This is a genomic window from Lysobacter enzymogenes (assembly GCF_023617245.1).
Taxonomy (GTDB): domain Bacteria; phylum Pseudomonadota; class Gammaproteobacteria; order Xanthomonadales; family Xanthomonadaceae; genus Lysobacter; species Lysobacter yananisis.
In genome coordinates this window covers 686,022-706,926 of the sequence record NZ_CP067396.1, presented here as the reverse complement: position 1 = coordinate 706,926, position 20,905 = coordinate 686,022, and the positions used below count along the sequence as shown (strand labels likewise).

The 20,905-nt window shown below is 70.5% G+C and carries 14 protein-coding genes and 1 pseudogene; 7 read left to right on the top strand and 8 right to left on the bottom strand.

Going from position 1 to position 20,905, the window contains the following annotated elements:
* Window positions 1-44: 44 nt before the first annotated feature.
* Complete coding sequence (locus JHW41_RS02930) at window positions 45-1,052, bottom strand: hypothetical protein (protein WP_250448977.1); 1,008 nt, start codon at window positions 1,050-1,052, stop codon at window positions 45-47.
* Window positions 1,053-1,396: 344 nt separating this feature from the next.
* A complete protein-coding gene (locus JHW41_RS02925; protein WP_250448976.1) occupies window positions 1,397-2,077 on the bottom strand; it encodes a DsbA family oxidoreductase in 681 nt (226 codons plus the stop codon).
* A 452-nt stretch (window positions 2,078-2,529) separates the two neighbouring features.
* Between JHW41_RS02925 and JHW41_RS02920 the strand changes: the two genes are divergently transcribed.
* The 4 genes from JHW41_RS02920 (at window position 2,530) to JHW41_RS02905 (ending at window position 8,235) form a co-directional block, all read left to right on the top strand.
* A complete protein-coding gene (locus JHW41_RS02920) occupies window positions 2,530-3,801 on the top strand; it encodes an MFS transporter (protein WP_250448975.1) in 1,272 nt (423 codons plus the stop codon).
* Between the two features lie 398 nt (window positions 3,802-4,199).
* Window positions 4,200-5,804 carry an N-acetylmuramoyl-L-alanine amidase gene (locus JHW41_RS02915; protein ID WP_250448974.1) on the top strand — a complete coding sequence of 535 codons (1,605 nt, stop codon included), beginning with the start codon at window positions 4,200-4,202 and terminating at the stop codon, window positions 5,802-5,804.
* A gap of 92 nt (window positions 5,805-5,896) precedes the next feature.
* Window positions 5,897-7,225, top strand: coding sequence for a condensation domain-containing protein (locus tag JHW41_RS02910; RefSeq protein WP_250448973.1), 1,329 nt, complete (start codon window positions 5,897-5,899; stop codon window positions 7,223-7,225).
* Entirely contained in the window at window positions 7,222-8,235 is a 1,014-nt protein-coding gene (locus tag JHW41_RS02905; protein ID WP_250448972.1) for a glycosyltransferase, read from the top strand. Before JHW41_RS02910 ends, JHW41_RS02905 begins: the two co-directional genes overlap by 4 nt.
* Before the next feature lie 155 nt (window positions 8,236-8,390).
* Here JHW41_RS02905 and JHW41_RS02900 read toward each other — a convergent pair whose 3' ends face one another.
* From JHW41_RS02900 to JHW41_RS02880, 5 genes are all read right to left on the bottom strand, one after another.
* Window positions 8,391-8,933: a DUF6630 family protein gene (locus tag JHW41_RS02900; protein WP_250451356.1), complete on the bottom strand. Its 543-nt coding sequence runs from the start codon at window positions 8,931-8,933 to the stop codon at window positions 8,391-8,393.
* A 174-nt stretch (window positions 8,934-9,107) separates the two neighbouring features.
* The gene (locus tag JHW41_RS02895) at window positions 9,108-9,317 is read right to left on the bottom strand and encodes a cold-shock protein (RefSeq protein WP_057949247.1); all 210 of its coding nucleotides are present in this window, start codon (window positions 9,315-9,317) and stop codon (window positions 9,108-9,110) included.
* Window positions 9,318-9,712: 395 nt separating this feature from the next.
* Complete coding sequence (locus JHW41_RS02890) at window positions 9,713-10,651, bottom strand: HEAT repeat domain-containing protein (protein WP_250448971.1); 939 nt, start codon at window positions 10,649-10,651, stop codon at window positions 9,713-9,715.
* Between the two features lie 229 nt (window positions 10,652-10,880).
* A complete protein-coding gene (locus JHW41_RS02885) occupies window positions 10,881-11,657 on the bottom strand; it encodes a M23 family metallopeptidase (protein ID WP_057949249.1) in 777 nt (258 codons plus the stop codon).
* Window positions 11,658-11,712: 55 nt separating this feature from the next.
* Window positions 11,713-13,854 carry a SpoIID/LytB domain-containing protein gene (locus JHW41_RS02880; protein WP_250448970.1) on the bottom strand — a complete coding sequence of 714 codons (2,142 nt, stop codon included), beginning with the start codon at window positions 13,852-13,854 and terminating at the stop codon, window positions 11,713-11,715.
* On the opposite strand from JHW41_RS02880, the pseudogene JHW41_RS26270 reads away from it, so the two are divergent.
* Window positions 13,836-13,922 (top strand): annotated as a pseudogene (locus tag JHW41_RS26270) (hypothetical protein); the annotation flags it as partial. The gene JHW41_RS02880 and the pseudogene JHW41_RS26270 sit on opposite strands and share 19 nt — an antisense overlap.
* A gap of 89 nt (window positions 13,923-14,011) precedes the next feature.
* Here JHW41_RS26270 and JHW41_RS02875 read toward each other — a convergent pair.
* The gene (locus JHW41_RS02875; RefSeq protein ID WP_250448969.1) at window positions 14,012-15,988 is read right to left on the bottom strand and encodes an N-acetylmuramoyl-L-alanine amidase; all 1,977 of its coding nucleotides are present in this window, start codon (window positions 15,986-15,988) and stop codon (window positions 14,012-14,014) included.
* 326 nt (window positions 15,989-16,314) lie between these two features.
* Here JHW41_RS02875 and JHW41_RS02870 point away from each other — a divergent pair, with 326 nt between their 5' ends.
* Both JHW41_RS02870 and JHW41_RS02865 read left to right on the top strand, forming a co-directional pair.
* Entirely contained in the window at window positions 16,315-18,414 is a 2,100-nt protein-coding gene (locus tag JHW41_RS02870; RefSeq protein WP_250448968.1) for a hypothetical protein, read from the top strand.
* Window positions 18,415-18,742: 328 nt separating this feature from the next.
* Window positions 18,743-20,875: a hypothetical protein gene (locus JHW41_RS02865; protein ID WP_250448967.1), complete on the top strand. Its 2,133-nt coding sequence runs from the start codon at window positions 18,743-18,745 to the stop codon at window positions 20,873-20,875.
* The last annotated feature ends 30 nt before the right edge of the window (window positions 20,876-20,905 follow it).

The following is a 20,905-nucleotide window of genomic DNA, read 5'->3' as shown; positions in this document are numbered from 1 at the left end:
ATGCACCTGCGTTCGCCTGACCCCATCGCCGAGCCGCAGCCGGCTCACCGATACGGGTTATAGCTATACGCCCCGCTCACCGCCTCCGGAATCCGGAAGTAGTTCATCGTCAGCCCCACCGGATCCGTCGCCAGCGCGCCGCGCCCCGGGCCGTCGTTGCTGTCGTCCCAGCCCCACGGCGCGTTCGCCGCGTTGACGCTGCAGCCGATCGCGCCGCTGCCGCAGCCGCCGCTCTTGTCGCCGGCGAAGCTGCCATAGCCGGCGAACAGCGACGGGTTGTTGCGCTGGTCCCACATGCCGCCGGGTTCGAAGATGTCGATGAGCTTGTATTTGACGTCGCGGTCGTCGGGGCTTGAGGGGACTTCGGCCACGGTCAGCGAGGGGTAGTAGACGACGCCGTCGCCCTTGATGTCGTACGCGGGCCAGGCCTTGAGGCCGTGGCCCTTGGCTTCCTGCGCGGTCACCGGGTGCGGGGCGCCGAGGTAGCTCAGGAACGACAGGCTGCCGTCGACGTTCTCGGCGTTGCCGGTCCAGTCGCTGCCGGCGGGGACGTAGGAAAAGAAATCGGTGTGGGCGACGGTGACGGCGGCCTTGAGCGTGCCGTAGGCGCTGCCGTCGCGGGCGACGGCGAACATCACGCCTTCGGCGTCGTTCTCGTGTTCGGTGTCGAAGAACGAGTCGGTCCAGTCGCGCGGGTGGAAGAACAGGTAGGTGATGTACCAGTGGGTCGCGGTCTCGACCACCGAGTAATAGGCGTGGGCGGCCAGCGGGTACGCGGCCTGGCCGGCGCGGTCCCAGTTGTTGCGCGCGTCGAGGTCGCCGTCGAAGTCGTAGCGGGCGATGTAGTCGGCGGCGCCGCCGAGGGCATGGCTGCCGGTCTGGTCGACATCCTGATAGTGCACCGGCGCCCAGCGCAGGGCGAGCGCGGCGCGGTCGGCGGCATTGGCCGCGGACAGCGCGGCGGCGTTGGCGCCGAAGGCGGCGAGCAGGCCGAGGCCGGCGACGGCCGCGCGCACGGCGCGGCGCAGCGTGGAGGAAACGGGTCGGAGCATGGCAACGGTCCTGGCGTCTGGGCGAACGCCGGAGCTTGCCTGGGCCGCGATGGCAGCGTTGTTGCAAGCGCGGCCGCGACGGCGGCCGCGTGCGCGATCCGCTCGTAAGGTCTCGGTATAAACGGGCGGCGGTCACCGCGCGCGGGCGAGGCGTGCTGCGATGCGGGAGGCGCGAAGAGAACGGCTGGCGTCTGCGGACACGGGACTGGCGACGATGAGGCGCGACCAAGCAACAAGCACGGCGCGCGCCAAGAAAGACGACGGCATCGCTCAGGGCGATGCCGCCGTCGTCATCCTGTTTTCAACCGGCGCGAATCGACTCGACGCGATGCCGCCGCGAAGCCTCAACCGCGCCCGCCGCCCTGCGCCGCGATCTGCCGCAGCGCCGCTTCGAACTGCTCCACCGGCTGCCCGCCCTGGATCAGATGGCGGTCGTTGATGATCACCGACGGCACCGCGCTGATCCCGGCCTCCTGGTAGAAGCGTTCCTGCTGGCGCACGTCCTGCGCGTACTCGTCGGAATCGAGCACGGCGCGGGCGCGCTGCGCGTCCAGGCCGCTCTCGCCGGCGACCGCCGCCAGCACCTCGCGCGAGGACACGTCGCGCCCGTCGGTGAAGTAGGCCTTCAGCAGCGCGTGCTTGAGCGCGCGCTCGGCGTCCGTGCCCTGGGTGCCGGCCCAATGCAGCAGGCGGTGGGCGTCGAAGGTGTTGTAGATGCGGTCGCGCTCGCCGAACGCGAAGCCGAGCGCGGCGCCGCGCTGGCGCAGCGCTTCGCGGTTGCTCGCCAGTTGCTCGGCGCCGAGGCCGTACTTGTGCGCCAGGTGCTCGTCGATGTTCTCGCCCTCCGGCGCCATCTGCGGATTGAGCTCGAACGGCTGGAAATGCAGTTCGACCTCGACCTCGCCGTCGAGCCGGGCGATGGCCTGCTCCAGCGAATTCAGGCCGACCGCGCACCACGGGCAGACCACGTCGGAAACGAAATCGATCTTGACCTTCGGGGTGGGGGAAACGGCGGTCGAATTCATGGCAAGGCTCCGCGCAGCGCGCGATTCGGCGATTGGCCTACACGATGCGGCCGGCGCCGGCCGCCATCAAGACCGGGCCGGCCGCACCGGCGGATCGATGCGTTCCATTGTCCGTGGGGAGCGGCGATCGACATGGCGCCGGCGCCGGCACGAGCGCATCGCGTCGTCGTCCCCAGGGTTCTTTCGCCAGCGCCGGCGTGCGCCGGCAACACCGATTCGGCCTCGTTCAACGACAGCAACCCAAACGGCCGGCGACTTTGCCGCAACTGACCGTTGCCGCACCGGCGCTGGCGCGGACCGCACGCTGTGGCCACACTGTCGCCCGCCTCTTCCCCGATTCATTCGATCCCACCGCGCGCCGCGCCGGCGCGCCCGAGCGAACCGCGACGTGCGCGGCGCGCGGCCTGGCGCCGCTCGTCGTACCCGCAATCCAACCGTCGAAGCCTTCCGCCATGAGCGCCAACGCCGTCCCCGCTTCCGCCGTCCGCCCGCTCTGGCAGGGACGCGCCTGGGTCCTGGCCGGCATCGTGCTGTCGGCGTTCACCTTGCGCACCGCGGTGACCTCGCTGACCCCGCTGCTGGATGCGCTGGGCCGCGAATTCGGCTTCGGCGCGACCATGACCGGCGTGTTCGGCATGGTTCCCACCGCCGCGTTCGCGCTGTTCGGCGTGGCCACGCCCGCGCTGGCCCATCGCATCGGCCTGGAGCGCGCGGCGCTGCTGGCGATGGCGGTGGCGGCTCTGGGCCTGCTCGCGCGCGGCTTCGTCGGCGACACCTGGCAACTGCTCGCCGCCAACGCGGTGGCGCTGGCCGGCATGGGCGTCGGCAACGTGGTGCTGCCGCCGCTGGTGAAACGCTATTTCGGCGACCGCGTCGGCGCCGTCAGCACCGCCTACATCACCGTGCTGCAGCTCGGCACGATCCTGCCCGCATTGGCCGCAGTGCCGCTGGCGCAGGCCGCCGGCTGGCGGATCTCGCTGGCCTCGTGGTCGCTGGTCGCCGCGGCCGCGGCGCTGCCGTGGATCAGCGTGCTGTGGATGGAAGCGCGCGGCCGCTCGGCGCAGGCGCGCGCGCTCGCGCAGGCCCACGACCGCGCGGTCGCCGGCGGCGACGCAGCGCCGGAACTGCCGGCCGCCGCGGCGCGCGGCAAGGTCTGGCGCTCGCCGGTGGCCTGGGGCATGACCTTGATGTTCGGCATGACCTCGCTGGTGACCTATTCGATGTTCACCTGGCTGCCCAAGCTGCTGGTCGAAGCCGGCGGCAGCCCCGCGCTGGGCGGCGCGATGGTCGCGCTGTTCTCGACCCTGGGCATGATCAGCGCGCTGACCATGCCGGCGCTGGCGGTGCGCATCGCCAATCCGTTCCCGATCGTGCTGGCCTGCGTGCTGTGCTACCTGGGCGGCTTCGCCGGCCTGCTGCTGGCGCCGATGCACGGCACGTTCCTGTGGGTCGCCTTGATCGGCCTGGGCCCGAGCACCTTCCCGCTGGCGCTGACCCTGATCAACCTGCGCACGCGCACGCCGGCCGGCTCGGCCGCGCTGTCGGGCTTCATGCAGGGCCTGGGCTACACGCTCAGCTGCCTGGGTCCGCTGACGTTCGGCTGGCTGCACGAGCTCAGCCACGGCTGGGTGTGGCCGTTCGCGATGCTCGGCGGCTGCCTGCTGGTGCTGATCGCCGGCGGACGCATGGCCTGCCGGCCGCGCTACCTCGAAGACAGCTGGTAAGCCGGACACCGCGCGCGCTGCCGCGCATCGGCCGCGCCATCGCGACGCGACGCGCGCGTTCGCCGTGATCCGCTTGCGCGCCGACCGCATCGGCGCGTTCTAGCCCACATCGCATTACGCGCGCCACCGCGCGCACGACGCCTCGCAAGCCCGTCGCGAGCGCCGCGACCGCATCGATCCACCGCCGCGCGCGCGTTCACCAGCGTGAACCGACAAGCGTGCGCGCGATCAAACGCCGGATATGGAAACGCGGGCACAGATCGCCGTGTCATCTCGCGACGGTTTCCGGCAGGCGATCACGTAACGCGCTTGCCCGCTCAAGACAATGAACGCACGGGATCCATGCTTGCCATGCCAACACGCGTCCGCACGCGGCCGCGTCCGAAGGAGATCGTCCGATGCATTCGCACACCCTCGCCGCAGCCCTCGGCGGCGTCTTGTTGCTGGGCCCGCTGAGCGCCGCCGCCACGCCCGACGCGGCCGCGCTGCGCTTCGAACTCGATCGCGCCAACGCCACCGTCGCCGCGCAGGTCGCGCGCGCGGCCTATCCCGAATACTTCCGCCGCGCCTACGCGCGCTACCCCAACCTGCCCGCCGGCGCGCTGGAAGCCATCGCCTACAGCGAGACCAACTGGGTGCACGTGCGCCCGCACGCGCAGGACCCGAACGACCTGCACATGCCGCGCTCCTACGGCGTCATGGGCCTGTACCACGGCGGCGGTTTCGCCGACCAGGTCGGCGAAGGCGCGCGCCTGACCGGCCGTACCGCGCAGCAGGTGATCGACGATCCGGAAAGCAACATCCTCGCCGCCGCCGCCCTGCTCGATCGCGCGCTCGGCGCGAGCCAGGCCGATAAGCGCAGCCGCGCGCTGGCCCAGCCCGAGGACATGGCCGCCGCGCTCGCGCGCTACGCCGGCTACGGCGCCAGCAACGGCGGCATCGCCGACTACGCGCGGCAGAGCTTCGCCTACGGCGTGCTGCAAACGCTGCAGCACGGCGTGGACGCGCAAGGGGTGAAGATCGCGCCGCAACCGTTGCGGCTGGAGCGCGCGTTCGATGCCGCGCAGTTGCGCAAGCTGCGCGCGCCCGCGCTGCTGCTCGATGCCGCCGACGACAGCGTGCGCTTGAATCCCGCGTTGAGCCGCGACATCGCGCGCGCGGCGGCGCCGGCGACCGACGTCGGCGCCAAGGCGGTGGACTTCGGCGAGGCGATCTGGAACCCCGCCAGTTCCAGCAACTACAGCACCGCCTCCAACCAGGCCAGCGCGGTGATCATGCACACCATGGAGGGCTCGTACGCGGGCTCGATCTCGTGGTTCCAGAACCCCAGCGCGCAGGTCTCCGCGCACTACCTGATCCGCAAGTCCGACGGCCAGATCACCCAGATGGTGCGCGAGTACCACCAGGCCTGGCACGCCAAGAACCATAACTACTACACCGTCGGCATCGAGCACGACGGCCGCGCCGCCGACGCCGGCAACTGGTCGGCGGCGATGGTCAACGCGTCCGCGCGGCTGACCAAGAGCATCTGCGCGCGCCGCGGCGTCAATTGCGCCAGCGCCTGGAAGGGACCGGGTTACGACACCTTCCACCTGGTTCCCGACAGCGTGCGCGTAAAGGGCCACGGCATGCTCTCGGGCAACCAGAACCGCTACGACCCGGGCAAATACTTCCCGTGGGCGAACTACTACAACCTGATCAATGGCGGCGGCGGCAACCCGAACCCGCCGGGCAAGTACTGGGTCGACACCTTCGCCAACGCCACCGGCTACAAGTGGCCGTCGACGCTGACCCCGGTCGGCACGCTCAACCAGGGCACCAACTACGTCTACTGCAAGGCCTGGGGCGAGGAAGTGCGCAACGGCGCGTCCTACAACCACTACTGGCTCAAGACCGATCTCGACGTCGGTCCGGCCGGCGCCTGGGTCTCGGCCTACTACCTCAGCCGCTGGGGCAACGACGAAGCCCGCGACAACGCCGGCGCCGTCATTCCCGACTGCTGACCGCGACAACGCCCCTCTCCCGGCGACGGGAGAGGGGTTGGGGTGAGGGCCCCACCCCGCAACGCTTCCGCCTCCCCACACGAGCCCTCCCGATGAAACGCAAGATGATGCTGTGCGAACGCGTCATGTACGTGGATCGCGACGCCACTTTCACCATCGTCCAGGCCGCGCGCGTGCGCGGCGCGCTCGATCCGCAGCGGCTGCGCGCCGCGCTCGACCGGGTCCAGCGCAAGCACCCGATGCTGCGCTGCTCGATCGAGGACGGCGATCCGCCGACCATCGTGCGCGAGGACGATCCCGCGCCGATCCCGCTGCGCATCGCCGAGCGCGTCGATGCCGAGGAATGGCAGCGCCAGTCGCACCTGGAACGCGAAACCCGCTTCGACAGCGCGCACGCGCCGCTGATCCGGCTGACCTGGGTGCGCGGCAGCGACGCCCAGGGCGAGGTCGGCGAACTGCTGCTGGCCTGCCACCACGTGATATGCGACGGCATGTCGATGCTGACCCTGCTGCGCGAGATCCTCGCGCTGTGCGCCGAGCCGGAACTCGACATCGGCGTCCACACCGGCTTCAACGCGCTCGCCGACATCCTGCCGGCCGAGGTGATCAACGACCGCCGCGTGCGCCGCAGCGCGGGCTGGAAGGCGCTGGCGTTCCGGCTGTTCTTCTCGCTGCGGCGCCGGCGCCCGCCGGTGCCGCAGGGCGAGTTCTTCGTCCTGCACTGGAAGCTCTCGCGCGAGGACACCGCCGCGCTGGCCGCGCGCGCCAAGGCCGAGGGCGTGACCGTGTTCGCGGCGATGTCGGTGGCGTTCTCGCTGGCGTTCCGCACGGTCAAGGGCGCCGCCGCCACCGGCAAGATCTTCGCCCCGGTCGACGTGCGCAAGTTCCTGCCGCTGATCCTGCCCGACCAGTTGTTCGCGGCCTCGCCGGGCGCGATCGTCCCGCTGGACACGCAGCTGCCGCCCGAGCGCGTCGACGACGCCGCGTTCTGGGCGCAGGCGCGCGCGTTCAAGGGCCGGCTCAACCAGAAGGTCGAGCGCATGAGCCGCAACGTGCACGAATACTTCATCGGCCTGGAGATGATGCATTCGATCTTCGCCCAGTTCGTCGCCGAGCGCCGCTCGGACCTGGACAAGTTCGACACCACCATCTCCAACATCGGCCGCATCGACATTCCGCAGGACTATCCCGGCTTCCGCGTGGAGACCGTCTACAGCCCGACCGCGCGCCTGCCGTGGCGCAGCACCACCGCGATCCTGAGTTCGGGCTACGCGGGCGAGCTGGACTTCGTGTTCACCTGCGACACCGCCTCGTTGTCGCGCGAACAGGTCGACCGCGTCCGCGCGATCGCCATGGGCCTGCTGCGCGAACGCTCGCATGCGCCGGCCGCGGACGCCGTGCCGCTGCGGGCGGCGGCATGAACGACGCCGGTTTTCCGCGCGTGGACGACGAACCGGCCGATCGCGCCGACGGCCCGTCCGGCGCGCGCGCGACCGCATCGGTCGACCCCGATTCCTACGGCGCGGTGGCGGTGCTGTGGCAACCCCAGCCCGAGCACGTCGACCACCTCGAACGCGTGCGCGCCGCCTGCCGCCACCTGATCGCGGTCGACAACTCGCCGCACGCCGATGCGGCCTTGCACGCGCGGCTGCGCGCGCGCGGCATCGAGGTGCTGCACAACGGCAACCGCGGCGGCATCTCCGGCGCCTACAACCGCGGCGCCGCCGCGCTGTACGCGGCCGGCCGCGAGGTGGTGTTCCTGCTCGACCAGGATTCGCAGCTCGGCGCGGACTTCTTCGACGGCATGATGCGCGCCTGCGCGCGCGCCCGCGTCGACGGCGAGGCCTTCATCGTCGGACCCAAGGTGTTCGAGGTGAACCTGGGCCGCTATCTGCCGGTGTTCGCGCCGCAGCCGCGCATGCCCAAGCCCGAGCGCATCGACGAGCGCCGCGACGGACTGGTGCCGACGCTGTTCGTGATTTCCTCCGGCTCGGCGGTGTCGGCGGCGGCGTTCGCGCGCATCGGCGAATTCCGCGAGGACTACTTCATCGAGTACGTCGACATCGAATACGGCCTGCGCGCGACCCGCAACGGCGTGCCGGTGCTGGTCAACGCCGCGGTGGAGATGCGCCAGCAGGTCGGCCAGTACGTCAAGCGCGGGATCTTCTCGACCAGCAACCACGTCGCCTGGCGCCGCTACTACGCCTCGCGCAACGCGGTGCACGCGCTGCGCTCCAACGCCTCGCGCTGGTCGATCCATTGGCTGATCGAACTGCTGACCCTGCACCAGGTGGCCTGCGTGCTGGTGTGCGAGGAGCACAAGCTGCGCAAGGTGGTGGCGATCGCGGTGGGTTACTTCGATGGACTGTTCGGCAAGCTCGGGACGTTCGAGCAGCGGCATCCGCGGGTGGCGGCGTTCTGCAGGCATTGAAGGATCGCAGCGGCTGGAACAAAAGCGTCGGGCCTGAAGGCCCTCCCACAGGAGTGCGCCAGTCTTCGCCGGCAGGGGAGGACCTGCTCCCGGGAGGGCCTGCTTCTGTGGGAGGGCCTTCAGGCCCGACGCTCTTGTCTCAGCCCCGACGAATCTCAGAACGCCTCGTTGGCCGGCTGCACGTCGATCCCCAGCCCCCTCGCCACCGCCTTCATGTTCTCGTCGTCGCGCCGCAATGCGATCCAGCCCGCGTACGCGTCGCCGCCGGTGTCGTAGTTCCACAGCGTGTAGCCGTGCTCGCGCAGGCGGTCGTAGGCGATGGCCATCAGCTCGGGGACGTCGACGCCGTCGAGGAAGTCCTCGTCGGACGGGTCTTCCACGCCCCAGTCGATGCGCAGGTTCCAGCGCGCGGCGAGCTGGTCGATCACATCGACGAAGCTCGGCGTGTCCTTCCAGTCGACGTAGAAGCCCGAGGTCCAGTCGATCGCCTCGCGCACGGTGTCGACCGGCTCGTCCTCGTCGCCGCTGTCCTCGCGCGCCTCGCGGTAGCGGGCGAACTGCTGCAGCGCGGTGTCTTCGTCGCCGGGGTTGATCAGCAGCAGCAACTGCCAGACCAGGGCCTCGTCGTCGAGGTCCTCGCCGTCGTCGCCGGCGAAGTCGTGGCCGTCGTCTTCGTAGTCGGACTCGTTATCGGGCAGCATCGGCGGCGCTCGCGGGATCGGGCGCACCATGGTCGCGCCGACGACGGGCAAAGGAAAGTACGCGGCCGGCCGGTTGCGCGGCGGCGGGCCCGGCGGACGCGCAAAAGAAAAGCCCGGCTTGCGCCGGGCTTTTCGAACTGCTTTGAGCAGATGCCTTGGCAGGCGGGCCGCTTAGAGCGGCTGCACCTGATCGGCCTGCAGGCCCTTCTGGCCCTGGGTCACGATGAAGGACACCTTCTGGCCTTCCTGCAGGCTCTTGAAGCCATTGCCGAGGATGGCGCGGAAGTGCACGAACACATCGTCGCCGCTCTCGCGGGAGATGAAGCCGAAGCCCTTAGCATCGTTGAACCACTTGACAGTGCCGGTCTCGCGATCAGCCATGTTTGCTAACTCCTTGAAACATAATGTTGAAGTACCGCTTTCGCGGCGTTGGAGCTGGTCGCAAGGAGGAAGCGTGGGACGATGGAGTGGATCTATGGATCGACGATCTACGGCATCGGGTCACGACCTACGGTGACCCTTGACTAACTCAGCACGCACACCGTAGTGGCCTGCGCGGCGAAAATCAATCGGTCCGAAGCAGGAAATTTACCCTCCGCGCCTGGCTGAATTCGCCCCTGGGGACCCATCCGACAGGCTAGCCGCTTGATTCTGATGGCTTTTTCTGCGTATACCGCTCGCAAGCCCGTTCAGCCAAATCCGTTCAGGCGTGTGTCTTTCTCTGCCGACGGTCACGTCCTGGCTGCGAATCCGATCGTCGGCGCGCGCCGGGCGGTTCAGCCGCCCTCGCCGCTCTCGGCGTCGGCGCGGGCCTGGGCGCGCTTCCACAGGGCGTACTCGGCGCGGCTGAGGCGGAAGTCCTGCAGCGCCAGCGCGGCCGCGCCGCGGTCGCCCGGCGCGCTGGCCGGGTCGGCGGCGATCGCCAGCAGCGCGTCCTTGAGCCGCTCGCTGCGCGCGTGCGAGCCGGCCACGGCGTTGATCGCCTTGCTGCGCACCGCCGCGGCCGGGTCGAGCAGGGCGCGGTGCAGCGCGTCTTCGGCCTGGACGGGATCGGCCCACTGCGCCAGTTGGAACACCGCCTCGGCGCGCACCTCCGGATCGGGGTCGCGCGCCAGCGTCGCCAGCTGCGCGGCCACCAGCGCTGCGTCCTCGTCGGCGACCGCGGCCGGGGTCAACAGGCGGATCAGCTCGACTTCGCGCTGCGCATCGCCGCCGGCGCGCAGTTTCGCCAGCAACGCCTCGCGCACCTCGGCGCGCTCCAGCGAGTAGCCGCCGAGCAGGTCGAGCCCGGCGCGCTCGTCCTGGCCGCGGGTGCTGGCGGCCAGCGACAGCGCGTAGCGCAGCACGTCCTCGCCGCCCACCGCCTGCAGCAGCGCCAGCAGTTCGCCGCGCGCGTCGGGCTGGGGGTCGTTGCGGAAGCGCTGCAGCAGGTCCTGCAGGAACGCCGGATCGGACGCCGCGCGCTTGCGCAGCGCTTCGAAGCTGGCCGGAGCGCCGTTGCCGAGGGCGAGGTAGCGCGGGTACGGCGAGCCGGCCTCGCCGCCGCCCTCGACGCTGGCATCGTCGCGCGCGGGCGCGGCGGCGGCGTCCGCGGGCGCGGCGGCGAGCGCCGGCGCGGGCTCGACGCGGTCGCGGTGGCGCACGTAGGCGCCGCCGGCGACGGCGCCGATCGCGGCGGAGACCACGGCGATCGGCAAGGCCTGCTTGAGGTTCATGCGGAGTGGCGATGCGTGCGCATGGGGGCAGGATAACGGCTGGCGGCGGAGGCGTTCGGTTTCGCGGGACGCCGCGGCCACCGGATCAGGATGGGTTCCGGCTTTCGCCGGACCAACGGCTTTGGTCGATTGCGCCATTCGCCGCCATAGCGGACTTGAGAGTCCCCGCCTTCAACGCAACGACCGGCGCCCGCTTCGCAAACGAAGCGGACGCCGGCGCGGCGCGCCGTCAACAGTTCGGCGCCACCCGTCCGTCCGAGCCGGTGTAGGTGTAGGCGTCGGGGATGAAGCGACCGCTGCCGATCCGGTTCCAGATATTGCTGGTGCCGTAGGTGCCGCTGACCGAGGTGCCGGTGGTCTGGCACTGGATCGTCACCTGCGCGCCGTCGGCGAGGCTGCCGACGATCGAGTACGACGTGCCCGGACCCGAACGCACGTTCAGCGGGGTGCCGCTGGTGTTGACCGTGCCGGCCGCGCCGCCGCCACCGCCGCAGGAGTTGCGGCTGGTGTAGCTGGCGCTGCCCCAGTAGGCGATCTGCGCGCCGTTGAACTTGATCTTCTGCGCCGCGCCGTTGAGGCGTTGTTCGAAGTGCAGGTGCGGGCCGGTCGAGCCGCCGGTGCTGCCGACGGTGCCGATGGACTTGCCGATCGCCACGTTCTGGCCGACCGAGACCGAGTACGAGTTCAAGTGCGCGTACAGCGTGCTCCAACCGCCGCCGTGGTCGATCACCACGTACTTGCCGTAGCTGGTGCTGCCGAGGTTGCGCACCACGCTGACGGTGCCGGCCGCAGCGGCGACGACGGTGTCGCCCTCGTCGTTGGCGCGGTTGAAGTCGACCGAGTTCTGCGGATTGTGGTTGGTGCGGGTCTGCCCCTCCCAGACCTGGCCGCAAGGGAACGGCATCTGGAAGGTCGGCGCGGCCTGCGCGGCGGTGCCGAACAGCGAGGCGAAGGCCAGCAGCGCCAGCGCGCTGCGGGTGCGGAAACGGTTGGCTCGGACGTTCACGGGTGCGGCTCCTGGGTGGGTGGCCGCCGCGCGGGCGGCACGGTGGTGGCGGGGGTCAATGGACGATCTGCACATCGTCGAGATAGAGGTTGACGTCGAAACTGGTCTGTTCGCGCAGCAGCCAGACCGCGTCCAGGCGCACGCCGGCGGCGTCGATGCGGCCGTTGCTGGCGCCGGCCCAGGCGTTCCAGTGCGCGTCGTCGGCGAGCGTCCATTCCAGGTACGTCCATTGGTTGGCCGGGATCGCGCGTTCGACGCTGCGCTCGGTGCCGTCGCTGTCGTCGACGCTCAGCGCGGCGCGCAGGCCGCTGCCGCCGGTATAGATCCACAGGCCGACCTTGCCGCCGGCGCGGATCAGCTCGACGTTGTTGGCCGGGGTGCCGCCGCCGGACAGCAGCCGTACCGACCACGCGCTGGCGACGCCGGGATCGTCCTTGAGCAACACCCGCAGCGAACACGCGCCGTTGCGGCGGGTGGCGCAGTCGCGCTGCGCCAGCGAGGCGGCGGAGATTCCGACCGTGCTGCCCGAATAGGTCGGCGCGCTGTCGAAGCGGCCGACGCCGGTTTCGAAATCGTCCAGCACCACCGCGCCCGGGCCCGGGCCGGCGCCGTCGTTGGCGAGGTAGGCGTTGCGCTGGCCGGCGGGCGCGTTGTTGCCGTTGAAGTAGTGGTTGGCGATCCAGCGCCAGTCGCGGCCGTTGTTCGCGGCCCAGCGCTGGGTGCCCCACTGGCTCATGCCGCGGCCGTGGCCGAAGCAGCCGCGGCCGCGCCCGACTTCGTCGGACAGGCACGGCCAGCCGTTGCGCGGCGAACCGTTGCGGCCGTTGCCGCAGCTCAGGTCGGTGTTGACGCAGGACAGGCCGTCGGACGGATCGTCCCAGGCGTTGTTTTCCGAGGAATACTCGCTGAAGGCGGCGCTGGCGCCGTCGCGGGTCAGGACCACGCCGCGGGTGGCCGCGGCGGCGGCGACGGTGGCCGATACGCTGTCGCCGTCGAAGGCCTGGCACGAGGTGCTGGCGCAGATGTCGTAGCGGCCGTTGATCGGATGCGCGACGTAATACGCGGCGTAGCTGCGATAGGCGACCGCGCCGGCGGCGAGCGATTGCGGGTTCCACGACGCGATCCATTCTTCGTCGAGGCCGCGGCCGACGTAGTCCTCGAACGCGTACACCGACACCGAACTGCACGAGCGCCCGGAACAATTGGTGCCGACGCGGATGCTGGCCGGCACCGGCACGTTGGCCGATTGCGCGGCCAGGGCTTGCGCGCGCGCGACCGTCGCCGGGCGCGTCGGGTCGAGCGGGCGCGCGGCGGCGTCCGCATCGGCGCGCGCCTGCGCGGCGTCGGCGGCCGGCATCGGCCGCTGCAGGTCGGCGCTGGCGCGGGCGCGCTGCTGCACGTGGCGGCGGTCGCTGCGGGTCAGGCCCTGGCCGGGTTCGAGATCGACGATCAGCGCGCGCGCGTCGTTGAGCAGCGGCAGGCCGGCGAATACGCGGCCGCGATGGCCGGGCGATTCGACGGTGAGATCGAGCGTGGCCGGCAGCGCATCGGCGGCGGACGCTTCGACGGGCAGCTGCGCGGGCAGTTCGAAATAACCGTCGCGGTCGCTGCGGGTGCGGCGGCCCTGGCTGCTGCGCACGCGCGCGCCGGCCAGCGGCTCGCCGCTGGCGGCGTCGAAGACGCGGCCACTGAACACAGCGCAGCGCGCGCAGGCCGCGGCCTTCAGCGCGAGGCGGTCGAGCGCGTCGGACGCCACCGTCGGCGGCAGCCACATCGTCAACGGCAAGGGTTGCGCGGCATCGATGCGTACGCGCGTGCTCAGGCGCTGGTGACCGGCGGCGCCGATGCGCAGTTCGTATTCGCCGGCGGCCAGGGCGGCGCTGCGCGCGCCGCGCACGGACGGATCGGCGGCGAGCGCGCGCACCTGCGCGCCGGCATCGAGCGGATGGACGCTGACGTTGGCGTCGAGCGCGCCGCCGTCGACGCTGTCGCGCACGCGGATGCGCAACAGGCGGTCGCTGGAAACGGCGCCGAGCGGATGCTGCGAAGACGCCGCCGCGGATGCGGCGAGCGGCGCGTTCGCGGCGGCGCGTTCGCGCACCCATTGGGCGGCGAAGACAGCGCCGGCGAGCAGCAGCGCGAGGATCGCCAGCCAAGTGGGCGCGCGGCGCGGCGACGATGAGTGCGGATCGTTCATGCGGATTCCCGGTGACGCGGGTCTGCGGGTTCGGCCTGAGTGGAGCGGACAGCGTCGGGCCTGAAGGCCCTCCCACAACGGCGCAAGCCCGGTTGCGGATCGTCGCCGAGAGCCGGCGCGCCGGCCGCCGCGGGATCGCGGCCGGCGCGCCGGGCGCTCAGTTCTTCACTTGCACGTCGTCGAGGTACACGTTGACGTCGAACGAGGTCTGGTCGCGGTACAGCCACACCGCGTCGAGCTTGACCGTGGCCGCGGTGATCGCGCCGTTGGCGCCGCCGACCCACGCGTCCCACTGGGCATCGTCGTCGAGGCGCCACTCCAGGTAAGTCCATGTGTTCACCGGAATCGCGCGCGCGACCGAACGCTCGGTGCCGTCGCTGTCGTCGATGCCGACCGCCGCGCTCAGGCCGCTGGCGCCGGTGTAGACCCAGACGCCGACCTTGCCGCCGGCGCGGGTCAGCGCGGCGTTGCTGCCGGGATTGCCGCCACCGGACAGCAGCCGCACCGCCCATGCGTTGGCGCTGGCCGCATCGTCCTTGAGCAACACCCGCAACGAGCACTCGCCGTTCTTGCGCGTGGTGCAGTTGCGCTCGGCCAGCGACGCGGCGGAGATGCCGGTGGTGCTGCCCGAATACGCCGGCGCGCTGTCGAAGTGGCCGACCGAGCTTTCGAAGCTGTCGATCACGCTGCCGCCGCCGGGCGTGCCCGGGTTGAGCAGGTTGTAGTAACGCGCCCAGTCCCAGTACTGGCCGGGGTCGGTGTGGGTCTGGCTGCTGTAGTGCTGATGGCCCTTGACCTTGACGCTGGCCGGCAACACGTTGATGCCGGTGCCGCCCGGGCCCTTGAACGCGCTGGCGCAACCGATCGCGGAGTAAGTCGCGCAGAAGTGCCGGGTCAGCGCGGCCGAGGCGTTGTACATCGCCGCCGTGTACCAGCTGGCGTTGGCGATGAAGCCTTCGTGCTCGATGCCGAGCGTGGTCTTGTTGTGCACGCCGACGTGATGGGCCGCGCGGTTCTCGCGCACCATCTGGGTGATCTGGCCGTCGGAGCTGCGGATCAGGTAGTGCGCGCTGACGCTGTTGGGATTGTTCTGGAACCACGAGATGCTGCCGGCGTAATAGCCCTGCATCGTGTGGATGGTGACCGAGTCGTAGGACGTGCGCGTGGAGTGGTACGGCGAGGCCACCCACAGCGCCGGCGGGTAGTCGGTGCTCTTCTCCGCCGCCGCGGCCTCGCTGCGCGAGCCGGCCGGCGCGCGCAGGGTTTCGTCGAGCGGATCGATGCGCCAGCCACCGTCGGCACCGAGCGCTTCGACCTTGTCGGCGGCGACGTCGAGGCGCACGAACGGCGCGCGCAGGCGCAGCAGCGCCGGCGCGTCGAAGGCGCGTTCCCAGGCCACCGCGCGTTCGGGCACGACGATGCCGCGGTCGTTGACGCCCTTGTCCTGCACCGACAGCACGTCGAAGGCGAAGCTGGCGCGCGCATGCGCCTGCACCGCGCTCTTGGCCGCGGCGCCGGCGCCGGCGGGCGCGAAGCCGGCGTAGCGCTCCAGCGCGGCGCGGGTGGCTTCCACCGGCGACTTCGCGTTCACCGCATCGGCGCGCAGTTCGCGGTCGAGCAAGGCCGCGGCGGCGAGGATGTTGCTGGCCGGATCGCGCATCACCCGTTGCGCAGGCACGCCGAGCAGACGCGCGCCCTCGCCGACCTGATCGGCGAAACCCTCGCCGCGGTACAGGCCCATGACGCCGTAGGCGCGCGGCATGTGCTGGTGCTGCTCGCCGTAGCCGGCGCCATCGGGCTGCAGGTGCTGCCAGCGCGTGGTGACGTAGGCCACCGCCTCCAATGTGCCGGCCGGAATCGACGGATAGCGCGCGTACGCCTGGCGGAAGTAACCGGCGTAGAGCTGGCGGTCGATGCGCGACAGCGATTCTTCCACGCGCAGGCGCTGGGCCAGCGCCGGATCCTGCGGCGCGGCGTTCGCGCGTTCGGCGGCGTGCGCGTCGACGACGAAACCGCAGGCGAGCGACAAGGCCAACGACAAGCACGACAGCGGCTTGGCCGACAGGATGCGGCCGCAAAGCGCGCGCGACAGCGGCCGCCGGCGCGCGCGCCGGGTAACGGAATATTCATTCATGTTGTTTATCCCCGAGAGAATTAAAAATTCCCGCGCCGCTCTTGTACTGCATTTGTTTGTCGCGCAAGTGCTGGCCGCCGCGGTTTGCGCGGGCAGTGTTCGGTTCCGCGACGTCTATCACCCAAGGAGTGCGTGTTGCGGCGAATCCATGGCCGGCTGCGACGGCGCTTGGGTGCGGCGCGTCATGGCGCGGGCCCTGCGGGTTGTCCCCAGTACCGGCATGTTTCGCGTTCTTCTATCTTGCGGCCCGCGGTAGCCGTGCGCGGTACCGCACCGCATCGCCCGGACGCATGAAGCGTCCTGTCCCCCGACGAAGGACCGAACCCATGAGTGGACTCAGCAGTGTGCAGTGGCAGGCGCTCCGCAGCCTGCCGGAAGACGATCGCGCCGGCATCCTCCAGCCCGCCGCGCAACCCACGCCCAACGAACCCTCGCCCGCAACCCCGGTGGCCGCGGCGATCGCGCCGGCGCAGGCGCGATCGGCCGCCGAAGCGGTGCGCGCGATCAACGCGCTGCCGCTGCCGACGCAGGACGACCTGCGCGGCCTCGACGCGCAGACCGCGCAATCGCTGTACCAATCGCGCGTGGTCGAATTCAACAAGACCCGCGGCGGCGAAGCGCAGTCGGCGCTGGAGCGGCTCACGCCCAAGCGCGACGGCGCCGGCAATGCCGACAACCATTACGCCCAGACCCTCGCGGAGTTCGACAAAGACCCCTACGTGGTCGAGCTCAAGCGCATCGTCGACGAGTGCCGCCAACCCGCCGCGCAACTGCCTGCCTACCTCGAACGCGCGCAAGGCGCGCAGGCGCCGCTCGGCCAGGACGCGCTCGCCGGATTGCAACCCGACGCGATGAAGCAAGCGCTCGATGCGCTCGGCGTGGACCTGCCGCCGGATCCGACGCCGGCGCAGATCGCCGCCGGCTACGAACTGCTCGCGACCGTGCCGCGCGATCTGCTCGCCTACGCGATCAATCCGGGCATGTCGGTGAGCTACGCCGGCGAAGTCGGCGCGCCGATGCCGTCGGCCGGCGGCGTGCGCCCGCAGGTTCAGTTGGCGGTCGAAGGCAAGGTCGAGCTGTCGGATGTGCAGACCGGCGTCGGCTTCCAGCAAACCCAGCAGTTCAAGGCCTCGGTGCAGATGCAAGGCGAGATCGGCGTGGAGGCCGGCAAGGCCGGGCCGCTGCATGGCCTGCACCGCTGGAGCGAACGCCTGGGCCTGGTGTCGGAAGGCGCGCAGCGGCTGATCGCCGACTCGCCGCGGTTGCAGCGGGCGATACGCGAAGAGAAGCTCGCCGGCAGCTACACCGACTTCGCCGGCGCGCGCCTGAGCTACGAAGCGACGGTGACGCCGGCGCAAGGCCAGCGGCTCGATCAGGGCGACCTGGCCGCGCTGCCCAATCCGCTCGACCCGTTGGGCATGCCCGAAGGCACTTCGGTGCTGATGCGCGGGCAGCAGCTCAAGGGCCACGAATTCGAATTCAATTACCGCTATTACGGCGGCGGCAAGGAAAGCCGCACCGAACTGGAAGGCGCCGGCTTCGGCGTGCGCAAGCTCGAAGGCGCGCTGGTGGAGGTCTATGCCGGACCGATCAAGACCGCCGAGAACGCGTCGTATCTCGGCCTGGGCAAGGTCGGCACCGCCTCGGTCGGCTTGAGCATGGAAAACTCGGCCGAGACCCGCTCGCTGCACAGCGCGCGCATCGACCTGTCGACCCAGGAAGGGCGCGACGCCTACCAGGCGTTCATGAGCGCGGGCAAGGTGCCCGACTGGAATCCGCCGGGCGTGCAGCGCTCCGGCAAGACCGAGGTGTTCAACGCCGAGGACGCCAAGCGCCTGGGCATCGAGTTGGGGCCGATGTCGCTGGCCCTGGGCGGCAACAGCCAGGTCACCCTGACCCGCAACACCTGGCAGGACGGCAGCGCCGATTGGCAGGCCAGTTACCAATCCGCCGGCGGCATGGCGACCGAACTCCAGTGCCGGATCGGCGCCGACGGCAAGGAAGTGCCGGGCAGCAGCCAGTGGACGCTGACCCTGGCCGATACCGATCCGACCCTGGCCCGCTATTTCAACGCCGCCTTCGATCCCAACCAGTTGGGCCGGCAGTTCGAGCACCGCCAACACCTGCAGATGCAATTCAGCGACGACCAGTTGCTGGACCTGCGCGAGCGCGCGCGCCAAGCCGTGGTCGCGGACGGCGGCGCGGACGGCGAACAACGCCTGCGCGATCTGGATGCGGGGCGCGGCGTGCTCGGCCCCGGCGACGTGATCGAGAAGATCGCCGTCGCCGACACGCCCGACGAAGTGTTCGCAACGATCTCCAGCAACGGCGACACCGGCCACGTCGCCCCCGCCCTGTTGGCGATCGTGCGCGCCGGCGACGATGCCCCGCTGCTCGGCGGGTTCACGATGAAGCAGGCCGGCTGAGCGCGGTGGCGGGCCGGGCCGCGGCGGCGCGGGGCCGCGCGGCTCGGCCCGGCGTCGGACTGCGGCGCCGCTGCGAGTGCGTTGCCGCGGCCGCGACGGACTCGCGACGCGACGGCCTGGGCCGCGGCCGCTCGCGCGCGGCCGCGCGGACCCGGTGGTCCGACTCCGCGCACCCGTTCCGAGGTCGGCTGTCGCGCCTGCCGTGGTGACGGTTGTCATGTCTGTTCCAGTTCTAGGGTTACCCCCAGTTCCGAACCTGAACACGCGCTCTTATCGTGGCGGCCTGGGCGCTTCGCGGCGCCCCCAAGCCAAGACGAGGGGATCAGCGATGAGCGGCATCGACGGCGTCAACTATCAACTGTTGCGCAACCTGCCGCCGGAAGACCGGCAGGCCATCCTCGACGCCGCCAAGACCCAGGCCGCGCCGGCGCCGGAACCTCCGCCGCCGCCCCCGCCGCCGCCCCCGCCGCCGCCGCCGGCCCCTCCGCCGCAGGACGCCAAGACGCCCGAAGAAGCGGTGCGCGCGATCCACGGCCTGCCGCTGCCGAAGAACAGCGACCTGTCTTCGAGCATGCCCTCGCAGGTCTACGACTCGATCTACCGGCCGCGCGTGAGCGAGTTCAACACCACCCGCCGCACCGAAGCGCAGGCGGCGCTGGACCGGATGGAGCCCAAGCTCGAGGACTTCCGCAACAGCGGCCTCAACGGCGCCACCGCCAACTACGAGTACCAGCAGTCGCGCGACGCGTTCGACAGCAATCCCTACGTCAAGGAATTGCAGCGCATCGTCGTGGAGGCCACCGACAAGCCGACCGACGTGCCGGCCTACCTGACCAACAGCGGCGACGCCAAGCCCAGCGAAGTCGCCAAGCTCGATTTCCCGACCGTGCGCGGCGCGCTGGAAACCCTGGGCGTGCAGCTGCCCGACCAGCCCACGCCCGAACAGGTCGCGTCCAGCTACGAGTTGCTCAAGCTGATGCCCAGCGACGTGCTGTCGTACGCGATCAACCCCGGCATGTCGGTCACCTACAGCACGCCGGTCGTCGGCATCGGCACGCCCGGCGTGGTTTCGCCGCAGCTCAAGTCCGACATCGTCGCCGAGGGCAAGGTGGAACTGTCCGACGTGCAGACCGGCGTGGACTTCCAGCAGACCCAGCAGTTCAAGGCCTCGGTGCAGCTGCACACCGAAGCGGGCGTGGAAGTGGCGAAGACGCCGCTGCAGAAGCTCTACAAGTACGCCGACCGGTTCAACCAGGTGCCCGACGGGGTCAAGGAGCTGGTCGACAACTCCAAGCTGCTCAAGGCCGCGCTGAAGGCGCCGCCGGTGCTCGGCCACTACATGGAGGTCGAAGGCACCCGGCTGAGCTACGAGGCGACGGTGACGCCCGAGCAGGGCGCCAAGCTCGACAAGGGCGACATGAGCGGCATGCCCAATCCGCTCGATCCGCTGGCGATGCCCGAAGGCACCTCGGTGCTGATGCGCGGGCAGAACCTGACCGGCTCGGACTTCGCCCTGAACTACAAGTCCTACGTCGGCATCGGCGGCACGCATACCGAACTCGACGGCGCCGGCTTCGGCGTGCGCAAGGTCGACAGTTCGGTGGTCGAGGTCTACGCCGGTCCGATGGAGACGGTGGAGAACGCGACCATGTTCGGCCTGGGCAAGGTCGGCTCGTACTCGATCGGCCTGAGCGTGGAGACCAGCAGCGAGACCCGCTCGCTCAACACCGCGCGCATCGACCTGTCCACCCAGGAAGGCCGCGACGCCTACCAGGCGTTCATCAGCGGCGGCAAGGTGCCGGACTGGAACCCGCCGGGCGTGCAGCGCTCGGGCACCACCGAGGTGTTCAACGCCGAGCACGCCGCGCGGCTGGGCATCGACCTGGGCCCGGTGTCGATGGGCATCGGCAACAGCAGCCAGCTCACCATCACCCGCAACGTGTGGCAGGACGGCACGGTCGACCAGACCAACAGCTACCAGTCGATGGGCCAGACCACCGACGTGCAGTTCCAGGTCGGCGCCGACGGCAAGCCGGTCAAGGATTCCACCCAGTGGACCCTGGTGCTGCCCAACACCAGCGACGTGGCCGCCTCGTACTTCAACTCGTCGTACCACCCCGAGCAGCTCAACAAGAAATTCGACGGCGACCAGCACCTGCAGTTCGAATTCACCGACAAGGACCTGATGGCGCTGCGCGACCGCGCCCGCGAGAGCGTGGGCAACATCGGCGGCGAACAGCACGGCGGCGAGCGCCTGCGCGACCTGGATTCGGGCCGGATCACGCCGTTCCCCAACGACCTGAGCGAACAGATCGCCATCGCCAAGACCCCGGACGAAGTGTTCGCGGCGATCTCGCGCCGCGGCCAATCGGGCTGCGAGGATTTCGTGTCGATGATGATGTGGGGCGACCAGCGCGACACCAAGTTGCCGGGCACGTTCACGCTGAAGGACGCGGGCTGAGGTTGCGGATCCTGGGGAGGGTCGCGAAAA

What these genes read in the sequence shown, in the direction of transcription:
- JHW41_RS02890 (WP_250448971.1), bottom strand. Translation starts at nt 10,651, where the DNA reads ATGAACCTCAAGCAGGCCTTGCCGATCGCCGTGGTCTCCGCCGCGATC.
- JHW41_RS02875 (WP_250448969.1), bottom strand. Translation starts at nt 15,988, where the DNA reads ATGAATGAATATTCCGTTACCCGGCGCGCGCGCCGGCGGCCGCTGTCG.
- JHW41_RS02895 (WP_057949247.1), bottom strand. Translation starts at nt 9,317, where the DNA reads ATGGCTGATCGCGAGACCGGCACTGTCAAGTGGTTCAACGATGCTAAG.
- JHW41_RS02915 (WP_250448974.1), top strand. Translation starts at nt 4,200, where the DNA reads ATGCATTCGCACACCCTCGCCGCAGCCCTCGGCGGCGTCTTGTTGCTG.
- JHW41_RS02905 (WP_250448972.1), top strand. Translation starts at nt 7,222, where the DNA reads ATGAACGACGCCGGTTTTCCGCGCGTGGACGACGAACCGGCCGATCGC.
- JHW41_RS02880 (WP_250448970.1), bottom strand. Translation starts at nt 13,854, where the DNA reads ATGAACGATCCGCACTCATCGTCGCCGCGCCGCGCGCCCACTTGGCTG.
- JHW41_RS02925 (WP_250448976.1), bottom strand. Translation starts at nt 2,077, where the DNA reads ATGAATTCGACCGCCGTTTCCCCCACCCCGAAGGTCAAGATCGATTTC.
- JHW41_RS02910 (WP_250448973.1), top strand. Translation starts at nt 5,897, where the DNA reads ATGAAACGCAAGATGATGCTGTGCGAACGCGTCATGTACGTGGATCGC.
- JHW41_RS02920 (WP_250448975.1), top strand. Translation starts at nt 2,530, where the DNA reads ATGAGCGCCAACGCCGTCCCCGCTTCCGCCGTCCGCCCGCTCTGGCAG.
- JHW41_RS02930 (WP_250448977.1), bottom strand. Translation starts at nt 1,052, where the DNA reads ATGCTCCGACCCGTTTCCTCCACGCTGCGCCGCGCCGTGCGCGCGGCC.
- JHW41_RS02865 (WP_250448967.1), top strand. Translation starts at nt 18,743, where the DNA reads ATGAGCGGCATCGACGGCGTCAACTATCAACTGTTGCGCAACCTGCCG.
- JHW41_RS02870 (WP_250448968.1), top strand. Translation starts at nt 16,315, where the DNA reads ATGAGTGGACTCAGCAGTGTGCAGTGGCAGGCGCTCCGCAGCCTGCCG.